10 protein-coding genes are annotated in these 12595 nt (G+C 63.5%); all 10 read right to left on the minus strand.

Translation table 11 applies throughout. The features are described from left to right. Window positions 1–10: 10 nt before the first annotated feature. The 10 genes from NKK52_RS12420 to oiaX all read right to left on the minus strand — a co-directional run bounded on the left by NKK52_RS12420 (window position 11) and on the right by oiaX (window position 12537). Entirely contained in the window at window positions 11–952 is a 942-nt protein-coding gene (locus NKK52_RS12420) for a D-ribose ABC transporter substrate-binding protein (RefSeq protein ID WP_081725422.1), read from the minus strand. A gap of 39 nt (window positions 953–991) precedes the next feature. Then, window positions 992–2125, minus strand: coding sequence for an ABC transporter permease (locus tag NKK52_RS12425; RefSeq protein WP_023681691.1), 1134 nt, complete (start codon window positions 2123–2125; stop codon window positions 992–994). A 26-nt stretch (window positions 2126–2151) separates the two neighbouring features. After that, on the minus strand, window positions 2152–3690 hold the full coding sequence (locus tag NKK52_RS12430) for a sugar ABC transporter ATP-binding protein (protein WP_023681692.1): 1539 nt from the start codon (window positions 3688–3690) through the stop codon (window positions 2152–2154). Continuing rightward, on the minus strand, window positions 3687–4334 hold the full coding sequence (locus tag NKK52_RS12435; protein WP_023681693.1) for a DUF2291 family protein: 648 nt from the start codon (window positions 4332–4334) through the stop codon (window positions 3687–3689). The genes NKK52_RS12430 and NKK52_RS12435 overlap by 4 nt, the downstream gene beginning before the upstream one ends. A gap of 33 nt (window positions 4335–4367) precedes the next feature. Continuing rightward, complete coding sequence (locus NKK52_RS12440; RefSeq protein WP_023681694.1) at window positions 4368–5381, minus strand: sugar-binding transcriptional regulator; 1014 nt, start codon at window positions 5379–5381, stop codon at window positions 4368–4370. Between the two features lie 327 nt (window positions 5382–5708). Further along, complete coding sequence (locus NKK52_RS12445) at window positions 5709–7421, minus strand: glycerol-3-phosphate dehydrogenase/oxidase (protein WP_023714400.1); 1713 nt, start codon at window positions 7419–7421, stop codon at window positions 5709–5711. Next, a complete protein-coding gene (locus NKK52_RS12450) occupies window positions 7418–8194 on the minus strand; it encodes a DeoR/GlpR family DNA-binding transcription regulator (RefSeq protein ID WP_023672603.1) in 777 nt (258 codons plus the stop codon). Before NKK52_RS12450 ends, NKK52_RS12445 begins: the two co-directional genes overlap by 4 nt. Beyond that, window positions 8191–9714: an FGGY-family carbohydrate kinase gene (locus NKK52_RS12455; protein WP_023681696.1), complete on the minus strand. Its 1524-nt coding sequence runs from the start codon at window positions 9712–9714 to the stop codon at window positions 8191–8193. Before NKK52_RS12455 ends, NKK52_RS12450 begins: the two co-directional genes overlap by 4 nt. A 233-nt stretch (window positions 9715–9947) precedes the next feature. Next, window positions 9948–11282 carry a four-carbon acid sugar kinase family protein gene (locus NKK52_RS12460; protein WP_023681697.1) on the minus strand — a complete coding sequence of 445 codons (1335 nt, stop codon included), beginning with the start codon at window positions 11280–11282 and terminating at the stop codon, window positions 9948–9950. Between the two features lie 4 nt (window positions 11283–11286). Next, a complete protein-coding gene (gene oiaX, locus NKK52_RS12465; RefSeq protein ID WP_023681698.1) occupies window positions 11287–12537 on the minus strand; it encodes a 3-oxo-isoapionate-4-phosphate decarboxylase OiaX in 1251 nt (416 codons plus the stop codon). Window positions 12538–12595 lie beyond the last annotated feature (58 nt).

The raw sequence follows: 12595 nt of genomic DNA on the forward strand, positions 1-12595 counted from the left end.
GTGCAGGCTTTTATTCCGACAGCACGAAGGGTGCGGTGTACTTGTCCACATTGTCCTTGGTGATGAGCAGGCAATCGAACAGTTGCTTCTCGCTGGTGGCGCCGGTAGCGCCCGACTTGATGAACGAGTCGGCCTGCTGCACGGCCTTGGCCGAGAAGATGGCCACCGGCTGAAGCACGGTGTACTGCAGTTCGCCGGACTTGATGGCCGCAACCGCATCCGGGGAGCCGTCAAAGCCGCCGACCTTGATGCCGGCCAGCTTGCCGGCTTCCTTCAGCGCCGCAACCGCGCCAAGCGCCATTTCGTCGTTGCCGCTGATCACCGCGATGATGTCGGGATTGGCCTGCAGCATGCTCTGCATCTTGTCGTGTCCCTGGGTACGATCCCAGTTGGCGACCTGCGAAGCGGCCTTTTCGAGATCCGGATACTGGCTCAGCACAGTCGCGTAGCCGTTCGAGCGCGTGGCGGCGTTGTTGTCCGACGGGGCGCCGAGCAGTTCGACATACTTGCCCTTTTCACCGACCGCCTGCACCCACTGCTGGGCACCGAGAGCCGCACCCTGCGCGTTGTTGGAGACGAGCTGTCCCTTGGCGAGGCCTTCCTGGTTGATCTCGGCATTGACGAGGAAAACCGGGATGTTGGCGGCAATCGCCTTCTTCACCGCGCCGACCGAACCATCGGCATTGGCCGGGTCGAGGATGATCGCCACCGACTTGTTGGTGATGGCGGTGTCGATCAGATTGCTTTCGGTATTGGTGTCGCCCTTGTGGGCGGCGACGTTGGCTGTATAGCCAAGCTTTTCGGCTTCGGCCTTGGCGACGTTGCCTTCGGTCAGCCAGTAGGGGTTGGCCGGATCGTTGACGATGATCGAGATCAGGCCCGCGGCCGATGCGGCTGCGCTAAACCCGACCACCATCGCGGCGGCAAGCAAACTTCTAAGCACGATTTTCATGTACATTCCTCCAATGATTTTACGCGGTCTTGCTGCCAGTCAGCTGGCAGTCTTCCCTTGGGCAGGATTGGCCGGTTCGGCCTTCCCCCGTTTCTGAGAAGTCGGTTGGCCGCCCGTCGAAGCTGGAAGCTTGCTACGGCGGCGATACTGAACGGCATTGAGGAGCACGGCGAGCACGATGACGGCGCCGGTGAACACTGTCTGCCAGTAGGATGAGATGCCGATGATCACCAGACCATCGGACAGGAAGCCGATGACGAAGGCTCCGAGCAAGGTGCCGCGAATGTTGCCGCGCCCGCCGGTGAGTGCGGCGCCGCCGATGACCACGGCGGCGATGGCCGTCAGTTCGTAGGTGGTGCCGGCGGTCGGCCCGGCCGAGGTCAGCTGCGAGGACAGGATCAGGCCGGCAATGGCGGCGCAGATGCCCGACAGCACATAGACCGAAATCTGCACGGTCTTGACCGGAACGCCGGAGAGTTCGGCGGCGCGCTCATTGCCGCCCGAGGCGTAGAGCCAGCGTCCAAAGGCGGTGCGGTTCAGGACGATGCTGCCGATCAGCGCGATGACCGCCAGCACCACCACGCCGGTCGGCACGCCGAACAGGCGGTTGAAGCCGAGAGCATCGAAACCGGTGTTGCCCAACTCCGGCTTGCCGCCGAGATTGTTGTAGGTCAGGCCGCTGGTCATCAGCAGTGCCAGGCCGCGCGCCATGTACATGACGCCGAGCGTGGCGACGAAGGCCGGAACCTTGAACCGCGCGATCAGCACGCCGTTGATAAGCCCGACGGCCGCACCCAGCATGCAGGCCAGCACCGCGACCACCCAGACCGGCGGATAGAGAACGACGCCGAGCCAGGTCAGCGTCACGCCTTGCATCAGAAAACCGGCGACGACGCCGGCAAGCCCGAGCGTCGACCCCACCGACAGGTCGATGCCGCCATTGAGGATGACGAGCAGCATGCCGATGGCGAGAATCCCGAAGATGGCGACATGCGAAGCCATGGTCAGGAAATTCGCCACCGAGAGGTAGTAGGGCGACAGGATCGAGAAGACGACAATGATGACGATCAGGGCAAAGAAGGCCCGGCCTTCGAGCAGCAGCTTGGCCACGTCGAAGCCCTCTCCGCCCGCATTGGGGCTGGACTGTTTGCTGGCCTGGCTGACATCGCTCATGGGTCGGGGCTCCGGAAATTCTGTGGTCAGGCGACCACGGCTTCGCCGGAGGCGGCCATGATCTGCTCTTTGGTGGCGTTGGCGCCGAATTCGGCTGAAATCTTGCCGCGCCGCATGACGACGATGCGGTGGGCGATGCTGAGGCACTCATTGACCTCCGAGGTCGAGAAGACGACCGCCAGGCCTTGCGCGGCACGCTCGCTGAGCAAGCGAAAGACTTCGGCCTTCGCGCCGACGTCGATGCCGCGGCTCGGCTCGTCGAGAAGGATGACCTTGGGATTCGTCGTCAGCATCTTGCCTATGACGACCTTCTGCTGGTTGCCGCCCGACAGCGATCCGATCATGGCGTTGCCGCCCGCGGTCTTGATGGTCACCTTGCGGATCGAATCGTCGATCAGTGCGCGTTCCCTCGGCCGCGAAAGGAAGAGCCCCTTGGCGAATGCCTCGATGCTGGCAAGCGACAGGTTGCGGCCGACGGTCATGGTCTGAACCAGGCCATCGCGCTGGCGATCCTCGGGGACCAGAACCAGACCTCGGGCGATGCGCTGGGCAATGGTCAGTCCCGAAACGTCCTCACCCTCCAGCAGCGCCCGCCCGCCCGCCATGGGCACACGGCCGGCGACGGCCTCCAGCAATTCCGTGCGGCCCGCGCCCATCAGCCCGTAGATGCAGACGATCTCGCCCGCTTTGACATCCAGCGACAGATGATCGACGACGTAGCCTGAACCCGAAGCGTCGGTGACGCTGACATCCACGATCGACAGCGCCACCGCGCCGAACTCGTGGCCGGTCGGCGGCGAGCCGAGATCGAAATTCTCGCCCACCATGTTGCGGACGATCCATTCGAGGTCGATGTCCTTGGCCTCGGCCGTTGCCGTGATCGCCCCGTCACGCAGCACGACGGCGTAGTCGGTGATCTGCAGCGCCTCTTCGAGGTGATGCGAGATGTAGACGATGGAGACACCGCGGCTGGTCAGATCGCGGATCACCTTGAACAGCACCTCCACCTCGGTCGCACTGAGTGCGGAGGTCGGCTCGTCCATGATCAGGATGCGGGAATCGACCGACAGCGCGCGTGCGATCTCGACGATCTGTTGCTGCCCCAGGCGCAGGTCCTCGACCAGGGTCATCGGATCGATGTCTTCTTCGAGGTCGGCCATCAGCGCCCGCGCCTGGCGCGCCTCCTCGGCGAAGTCGAGGCCGGTTCTGGTGCGCAGTTCGCGGCCCATGAAGATGTTGTCGCGAACGCTCAGATTCGGCGCCAGGCTGAGCTCCTGGTGGATGATCGAAATGCCGCGATCGCGCGCGTCCGAAGACGAGGCAAAGCTGACGAGATTGCCGTCGAGCACGATGTCGCCGGATGTCGGCGTCACCACGCCGGACAGGATCTTCATCAGCGTCGATTTGCCGGCGCCATTCTCTCCGAACAGGGTGGTGACCTTGCCGCGATGGATGTCGAAGTTGACGCCCTTGAGCGCGTGGACGCCGCCATACGACATGACGACATTGCGCGCCGAAAGCACGGCATCGCCAGTCGCGGGTTCTGTGCCGGCAGCCATTGTCATTTGACGTCCAGCCTCACCGGTGTGACCAGCCAGCTCTTCGGATTGACCAGCTTGAAGACGCCGACCACCGCTATTGTCTTGCCGGTCAAGGCACTGGTATCGACTTTCGCCAGCACCTCCTTCTTCATCTCGTTGTTCAGCGCCGAGCCGGCGTCCTGATACTCGATCTGGTTGGTGAACTGACCAAAGGTGATCTTGCCGGTGGCGTCGCGAAGCTCGGTTCCGTTGATCGCCGGCCCAGTCTGTACGCGGACGGTCAACGTGTCCGGCAAACCGTCGACGGCGACCTTGTAGATGCCCGATTTTCCCTCGCCGACGACGCCGGTGAACTTGACCGAGATGACCGGTCCGACTCCCGCCGGCACGCCATATTCCTTTTCGGCCGTCGCCCTGTCCTTGGCGATCGCCGCCGCCACCGTCGCGGCGTCGGCGGCACGCGCTTCGACATCGGCCTGCACCTTGGGAAATTCAGACTTGCCGTAGTCGGCGGCCGAAAACACCGCGTTGCGAACATCGCCGGCAGAGCCGATCTTGATCACCTTGGTATCGAGCGCCATGGCGCCGAGCAGAACCACAACCGCAGCGCCGGCAAGCACCCGGCGCAGGCCGGGCGAAGCTTGCCGGGCGGTGGCCTTCGCGCTCATGATGCAACCACCAGCGGTGCGGATTGTCCGTTGTCACGCATTCGAAGTTCCTCCGTTCACGCAGCGCTTCGCGGTCCCGGCTGCATCGTCGAGCTCGACCAGCGCGCGGGCCGTGCATTCGTCGGTGATCAGGCCGCTGAGATAACGGCTTTCGAGTACTGCCTTGATGGCGCGCACCTTCACCTTGCCGCCGGCGACGGCAACGATCCTGCGGCCCTTCAACTGATCGCGCGGAAGCGCCAGTATTCTTTCCGACAGCGCCGTTTCGACCGGACGCCCCTTGTCGTCGAAGAAATGCGCCAGCAATTCACCAACGCCGCCGTCACGCTTGACCTCGTCGATTTCGGAAGGCTCGATCATGCCGGTGGCGACCAGCGACGCCTCCCGCTCGGCCGTGCCTATTCCGACGAACATCAGGTCGGACCGGCTGGCGAGAGCGAACACATCGCTGATGCCGCGCTGGCCAAGCAGCACTTCGCGGTCCTCGGCGGTATTGGCGACAAAAGGCACCGGCATGACGAAAGCCTGCGCGCCGGTCCGCTCTGCCAGGCGATGCATGACGTCGTGCGGGTTGGCGGCGAATTTGCGCGTCACGCCGCCAAGCAGCGAGACGAAACGGATGTGAGCAGCAGTTGCGCGCGTCAGATATTCGACGCTGGCGGCAAGCGTGCGGCCATGGCCGACGCCGATCAGCATGTCTTCGCCGCGATCGATTTCGCGCTTCAGGAACTGGGCGCCGGCAATGCCCAGCCCCTTGAGCGGCAGTTCGTCCTGATCGAGATCGGGAACCACCTCGCAATAGTGGAGCCCATAGGCGGCGATCAGGCGCTGTTCCAGGTCGACGCATTCGGCGACGTCGCCGTCGATGAAGACCCTGACCAGACCTTCATGGTTGGCCTTGGTGATCAGCCTATGCGCCTTGAGGCTGGTCAGGCCAAGCCGCTTGGCCACCTGGGCCTGGGTCAGACCACCGGCATAGTGCAGCCAGGCCGCGCGCGTGGCGAGGCTGGATTCATGGTCGCGGTTTGCGCTTCCGCCGGAATTCAAGCCATCCCCTCCCCAGGGTGATAATATTATCTTTGTGTGCAAAAATTTTCATACCTTTGCACCGCTGTCAATCCCTCCGCAGATGGTTGCCTCAGCCGACGTTCGGCAGCCAACGCGAGCCTATTAGAAGGTAAGCATACAATATGACCATACGGTAGTGTTAATTTAACGTCAATTTGTGTTACCGTATCCAGTGACGGCATGAGCCCGTAGGCGCCGGCAAATCCCAATCCGGGTGCAAAATGGGAAGGTTGATGCACAGGGCGCAACAAGGGCAAATCGATCGGATTGCCTCAGGAAAAGCTATCGGCGTCAGCGATCAAGCGATCAGTCCAGCCGCATCAGGTTCCTGCCCTCGAGCTCGACAACAGCGGCTTCGACCTCCCGCGTGAGGCGCTCGGTGCTCCACGCCAACGCCCGCCCCGCGATCGCGGCAATCTCCTGCAGGTCGCGGCTCGTCAACGAGCCGCCTATCGCCAACGTGCTGCGGCGCATAACGACATCGGCCAGATGTTCGACGAACTCGTTGCGCGCGATGTAGTCGATTTCCGCCTTGCCGTAGCCGCCGGAGTCCGGCAGGCAACCCTCATCATCCGACCCGTGCCTGGCGATCTCAACGGCTCTGGTCCCGTAGCGCGACAGCAATTGATCAAGGCGCCCTTCCCCGGCGCCCGTTGCCTGCTGTGCCTCAGCCAGCCAGTCCGCGCGCGCGGCGGCATTGGCCGGAAAATCCCGCCCACCGCCGATCGGCATCGACTGAGTCGACATCTTGCGGCTGCGCTGCAAGCGCTTGAGTACGGTATCAGTGACTTCCTCGGCAAAGCCGCGGAACGTCGTCCATTTGCCGCCGACCAGCGAAATGACTGCAAAGGGCCTGTTGCCGTCCGGCTCGGCAACGGGCGCCGAATGATCGCGGCTGATCAGTCCGGGCGTCGCTGCTTCAGACGTCGGCAGCGGCCGGATGCCGCTATAGGCGTAGACGATCTGGTCGCGCTCGAACGCCATGCCCGGCAGCAGCGTTCGCACGCTGTCGAGCAGATAGTCGACTTCTTCGGGTTCGCAGCGGACCGCGTCCGGATTGTCGGCCTTGATGTCGGTCGAGCCGACCAGCGCCAGGCCGAGATAGTCGTAGACCAGGCAGATGCGGCCGTCATCGGCCTCGAAATAGAGCATGCGCCCGGCGAGGCTTTTGACCAGTTCGTCATGCCTTAACAGGATATGCGAGCCCTTGGTGCCGCCGATCATCTTCGATGGAGCACCAAGCAGCGCGTTGACGTCGTCGATCCACGGACCGGCGGCGTTCACCACCAGCTTCGGCCGCACCGAAAAGGCCGCGCCGTTTTCCGGCTGGAAGGTGAGCACGCCATTGGCTGAAGCCGCCAGTGTCGTGTAGTTGGCACCGGCAGACGCCGCGTGAGCCTGCAAGCCGTCGAGGATCAGTTCCAGCACCAGCCTTTCCGGGTGACTTATCTTGGCGTCGTAGTAGGTGCCGGTGGCGACGATCGCCGGATTGAGCGCCGGCATCTCAACAAGCGCCTGCCGCCGCCCGACCATGCGGTGGCGCGGCATGACCTGGTTTCGTGAACCGTAGAAATCGTAGATCATCAAGCCGATCTTGATCAGTATGGCGCCGCGGCTGCGCGGCGCGCTGGTCGAGCCGAACAGCGTTCGCAACGCCGCGAGCATGCCCTTGCTCCACGAGAAGATCGGGATGACGGTCGGCAGCGGGCTGACATAGTGCGGCGCGTTTTGAAGAAGCAGATTGCGTTCGAGCGTCGACTGCGCCACCAGCCCGAACTCGCCGGTCTCGAGATATTTCAAGCCGCCGTGGATGAGCCTCGACGGCGCGGCACTGGTGCCCGAGCCGAAATCCGCCTTTTCGACGATCAGGCAGCTGACACCTTGCGCGCACAGATCGCGAAACAGCCCAGCCCCGTTGATGCCGGCGCCAAGAATGACGACGTCGACTTCGCCGGTCCCGGCCATCGCGGCGAGACGCCCTGCGGGATTGTCCGCCCCGGCTCCATCTGCTGGGTTCATGGCGCCTTCGTCTTGACGATGCGCAACTTCACCCCCGCCCGTTCGAGGCTCTGCGCCTGCGCATCGCCCAGGCCCTCGGTCACCAGCACGGCGTCGAAACTGGTCAGATCGTCGAAGACATGCAGCGCGATCCGGTCGAATTTTGCGTGGTCGACCAAAAGGATGCGCTTCACGGAGGCGGTCATCATCGCCTGCTTGACCCGCACGACATTCGGATCCTGGATGAAAGCAGTGGTTCCGGTGACGGCCGAAGCCGAACAGATCAGCACATTGGCGCGCAACTGCGCCACGGCGTTCTCGCAGACAATGCCGATATAGGCATTGTAAGTGGGATGATACTGGCCGCCGAGGCAGATGAAATCGATATCGTCCACATTGATCAATTGGCCCGCCGTCGAGACGCTGTTGGAAATGACGGTCAGCGGCTTGACGTCGAGCAGCAGCGTCGCGACCGCGTTTGCCGTCGATGAATCGTCCAGCATCACCACCTGGCCGGCCTCGATATAATCCAGTGCCGCCCGCGCCAGTGCATCCTTCTCGGCTCGATTGACGGTCACCCGGTAGCGGAAAGCGCTCTCGTAGAGGCCGGAAGGCTGGACCGTCACCGCACCGTGCAGCTTGCGCAGCACGCCCTGCTGCGCCAGCCGGTCGATATGCCGGTGGATGGTCATGCGCGACACGCCGAAATGCTCGACCAGATCATCGATGCGCACCTGGCCGAGCTTGATCACATAATCGGCGATCTCTTCGCGTCGTTCGTCGGCCTTGATCATGCGTTTACCCCCGCCAGCCTTTCGATATCAGGCCAATGCGACTTCAGCTGCTCGGCTATGCGGCAGTAGAGCGAAAACCGCTCATTGAACACAGCACTGGAGGCGGGCACGGTTTGGTACGTCCGCTCCGTCATGCCGACCTGCCTGGCGCCCTCTTGCGGCGTCTTGAACAAGCCGACCGCAGCACCTGCGCAAAGCGCGGCACCGAGGGCCGCGGTCTCATCCGTCGAGGTGACGGTGACCGGGGCGTTCAGCACGTCGGCAAACATCTGGACGAAAGCAGGATTGCGCGAACCGCCGCCGGTCAGGCGGATCTCGCTGACGGCAAAGCCGTCGCGCAAAGCCTCGACATGGGTGCGGTGATTGAAGGCGATGCCTTCCAGAACCGCCTTCAGCATGTCGCCGCGATTGTGCCAGCCATGCAGGCCGACAAAGCTGCCGCTGGCCAAATCGCCATAGGGAGAGCCGAACAGATAGGGATGAAACAGGATGGTCGAAGGCTTCTTCAACGCCGCGTCGATCTCTCCCGCCAGCAATTCGTGGAGCGAGCCGCCATCCGCGTTTGTCCTGTCTTGCTCCAAGCGACAGAAAGTGTCGAGAAACCAGTCGTAGTTCGCGGTCGAGGCCGGCGAGATCGACATGTTGTTCCAACGCCCCGCATCGATGGCGTTGCGGCAGAACCAACGTCGGTCGACGCGCGGTTGCGAAGAGACGACTTCGTTGATGGAATACGTGCCGGCGACGATGGCGAGCACGCCGTCTTCATGGCCGCCCATGCCAAGCGCCGAGGCGGCCACGTCGTGCAGGCCGCAGGCGACCGGTGTTCCCCTGCGAAGGCCGGTCCTTTCGGCGGCATCGGCTGTGACTTGACCGGCGATGTCAGCGGAATGCGCCACCGGCGGCAGCGCGTTGAACAGATCCTCCAACCCGAAGATGCGCATCGCTTCAGGCGCATAGGCTTGCGTGCGAAAATCCGTGAATGAAGTGCTGGCCTCCGTGCGGTCGGTCCCGATCGTGCCGGTCAGGCAAAAGCGCAGCCAGTCCTTGCAGGCCAGCACATGGCCGATGCGGCCATAGCGATCAGGATCGTTCTGCTTAAGCCACGCCAGCAGCGCCGACGGCGCCGAAACATGCGGCGTCTGGCCTGTCGTCGCCAGTGCATCGGTGAAAACGGTACCGGCGGACCACCTTTCGACAATGTCGCCGGCGCGGCTGTCGAGCGACAGGATGCCTGGTCCCAAAGGCTGACGATCATGATCGAGCAGATAGAGACCATCGCCATGCGCGGTCGCCGCCACCGCCTTGATGTCTTCCGCCGGCCTGCCGGAGAGCGCGATCGCCTCCTTGATGGCGTCGGCTGTTGCTTGCCACAGGCCTGACATGTCGCGCTCCACCCAGCGCGCGTGGGGCATCGATTGCGGCACCCGGCGACGGGCCACGGACAATTGCGTGCCGTCGGCATCGAAGATGACCGCCTTGGTGACCGTGAGGCCGTTATCGATTCCGAGCAGGCTGGGCATGATCACCGCCTCTTTCAGCAACTGGCGATTGCTACAGGGCGATCCTGCAGTCTGATGCAAGGGCGAAACACATGGCGACAACCCCGATTGAGCAAGGGGGACAAACGGCAAAAGCACCTCGCCGCAACAAAGAACTCATATCTTTATGTGAATTTAACGTCAACATACGCGACAAAAAGGCTTCGGCGCCAGGGAGCCACGGATGGATCTCGCGGTTGCCAGGCGACGCGTAATCAGCTGCTAAGGCCGTCACGGATGGCGCTGAAATAGCGGTCGGTTCCAACCTGCCCGCCCTTGAGTGCCACCTCCAGCCCATCGATCGCCTTGACGCGCGAGTGAGCGACGCAAAGCGGCGAGCCCGGCGACACCGGCAACGGCATCCGCACGGTCAGCGCATCGACACCCATCTGGCCGAGCGCGTGGCTCGACGTATCGCCGCCGGCAACGACCACGCGCTGCAACTTCTGCTCGATGGTCAGCGCGCGAAGCAGTTCGCCGAGGCCCCGCCCGAGCTTGTGGCGGGCGCCTTCCTGGCGGTCGATTTCGCCCCCCCTATCGGCCGCGGGTCCAAGGGCCGTGTAGAGAACGACGCTGCGCCCGGCTTCCAGACTGGCGCGACCGGCTGCCGTCGCGCGTGCGATCGCATCTCCGGAAGCTTCGGAGATCAGTTCGACGGGATCGACCTCGATGCCATCGAAGCCGTCGGTCAAAGCGTGCCGGATCTGTCGTTCGGTCGTCGGCGAACAACTGCCCGAGACGACCGCGATCCGGTCGGCGGCACCCGGCGGCGAAAATTCTGGTTCAGCTCTGACTGTCCCGTTCGACACCCATTCGGCCAGCAGCGCATATTCGATCCCCGACGAGCCGACGACGAACGAACCGCCCGGCTTGCGGGCGCGCCATATCTCCTTGCCGGCAAGCGCCTGCGTCTCGAGGCTGTCGACATCGACAAGTACGATGTCGGTGCCCTCGGCGAGCAAGCGATCGAAGGCCTCCGAGCGCGCCGCCGACTGCAACGTCGCGAGGTCGACCAGCCCCGATGTGAGCTCCGTCTGCCGCGACAGATGGATCAGCAGGTCGGATTCATCCATCGGCGTCGTCGGGTGGCGGCTCATCACCGGATGGCGGTCGATGCGGAAATACTTTTCACGATAGGCCGCGAACAAATGACCGAAGGCCGTGTAACGCTTGAGCTGCGGCGCCCCGACCAGCAGCGGCACGCTGTCCTGCGCGAAGACCGAACGGCCGATCTCGATGGCGCGACCGATGCTGCCGATGGTCGGGCTGGAATCGAAGGTGGAGCAGACCTTGTAGTGACAGATCGCGGCATTCAGCGTCTTCAGCCAAGCGAAGGCATCGCTCAGATGCGTGTTCATCCATTGCGGCGTCTCGCTGCGGCTGGTGCCGGCCAGGCCAATGGCGCGGCAATGGCTGAACTGCTCAACCATGGCCGCGTCCGGCTGGCGCATAAATAGCACGGTCGGCACGCCGCCGAGTTCGAGCGCTTCCATGACGTCGGTCGAGCCGGTGAGGTCGTCGCCATAATAGCTGAGAAGCAGGTCTTGCATTGCTTCAGGCCGCTTTGCCGTCGCCGAATTTTTCGATCGACCGCGCCAGCTCCGGATGGCTCAAGGCGAAATCCGCCAGCGGAATGCCGTCGACCGCCGCCTGCCAGGCTTGCTGCACGGCACGCACCCCGGCGCCCGGTCCATCCGGATGGCTGACGATGCCGCCGCCGCACAGATAGAGCAGATCGACCGTCCGGCCGGTCCGTTCATAGGTCTCGGGCGCTTGCCCGCCCCATTGGCCGGAGCCCGCCACAGGCAAGGCGCAATCCTCAGGGGCAAAAATCGGCGTCGTCACCGCCTTGAAGGACTCGACGAAAGACGCGTCCGGCTCCCAGTATTTCGATTGGATGCCGTTGATCTGGAACTGGTCGACGCCGAGCAGCCGCCAGAACTGTTGCCAGACCTTGAAGTTCATACCGAGGCCGGGATGGCGGGTGAGGATGTCCCAGCCGTTGCGATGAGCGTGAAGCACCAGGCTGGAGCGTTTTCTCAAGAAGGCCAGGCCACCGAAACCGACGGAGTTGATGTTGACCACGGCGCAATTTCCGCCGGCCTTGGCCACCAGATCGTGATTGCGCATCATCTCGTCCGGGTCGGCATGCGAGATGCCGAAGGCGTACATCACCTTCTTGCCGGTCCTCTGCTCGTGGTCGAGGATCAGCGGCATGATTGCCTTTACCCGCTCCGCCAGCGGCGAATAGGCTGGGCTCATCAGCTTCTCATCGTCCTTGATGAAATCGACACCGGCGGCGATCAGCTCGCCCACCATCGCGGCGGTTTCGGGGGGCCGCAGCCCCAGCGCCGGCTTGACGATGGTGCCGATGATCGGCCGATCCGTGACACCTGTCAGCCTGCGGCTGCCGGCGACGCCGAATTGCGGACCTGGATGCGCGCCGCGGAATTGCTCCGGCAGCTTCATGTCGACAACGCGAATGCCGGTTAGGCCCTTGATCGAATAGGCGCCGCCGATGGCAATGGTCATCAGAGCCGACAGGTCGTGGCCGATGGCATCGAATGGAAAGGCGATGTCGACATCCGCGCGCTTGAACGGCCCGTTACCGGCCTCGGGAATGGAGGGGCGAAGTGCGTCCGGCAGGTGCCGAATGGCCAGGACACGCGCGGCCACCCGGGCTTTCAGTTCCTCGGTCTCGCCGGGCAGCGCGACGAAGGTTCCAGACGACTGGTCGCTGGCGATCTTGGCTGCCAGCGTCTCGATGCTGCCTGATGTCTCGATGCGGTAGGTGAGCGTGATCATGGTTCGTTGTCTGAGGCCGCAGGGGGTTCGAAAAGAGTTCCTTGATCGTCGGAATCTG

This window comes from Mesorhizobium sp. C277A (assembly GCF_040324395.1).
Taxonomy (GTDB): Bacteria; Pseudomonadota; Alphaproteobacteria; order Rhizobiales; family Rhizobiaceae; genus Mesorhizobium.

What these genes read in the sequence shown, in the direction of transcription:
- NKK52_RS12435 (WP_023681693.1), bottom strand. Translation starts at nt 4,334, where the DNA reads ATGAGCGCGAAGGCCACCGCCCGGCAAGCTTCGCCCGGCCTGCGCCGG.
- oiaX (WP_023681698.1), bottom strand. Translation starts at nt 12,537, where the DNA reads ATGATCACGCTCACCTACCGCATCGAGACATCAGGCAGCATCGAGACG.
- NKK52_RS12460 (WP_023681697.1), bottom strand. Translation starts at nt 11,282, where the DNA reads ATGCAAGACCTGCTTCTCAGCTATTATGGCGACGACCTCACCGGCTCG.
- NKK52_RS12445 (WP_023714400.1), bottom strand. Translation starts at nt 7,421, where the DNA reads ATGAACCCAGCAGATGGAGCCGGGGCGGACAATCCCGCAGGGCGTCTC.
- NKK52_RS12425 (WP_023681691.1), bottom strand. Translation starts at nt 2,125, where the DNA reads ATGAGCGATGTCAGCCAGGCCAGCAAACAGTCCAGCCCCAATGCGGGC.
- NKK52_RS12420 (WP_081725422.1), bottom strand. Translation starts at nt 952, where the DNA reads ATGAAAATCGTGCTTAGAAGTTTGCTTGCCGCCGCGATGGTGGTCGGG.
- NKK52_RS12450 (WP_023672603.1), bottom strand. Translation starts at nt 8,194, where the DNA reads ATGATCAAGGCCGACGAACGACGCGAAGAGATCGCCGATTATGTGATC.
- NKK52_RS12430 (WP_023681692.1), bottom strand. Translation starts at nt 3,690, where the DNA reads ATGACAATGGCTGCCGGCACAGAACCCGCGACTGGCGATGCCGTGCTT.
- NKK52_RS12455 (WP_023681696.1), bottom strand. Translation starts at nt 9,714, where the DNA reads ATGCCCAGCCTGCTCGGAATCGATAACGGCCTCACGGTCACCAAGGCG.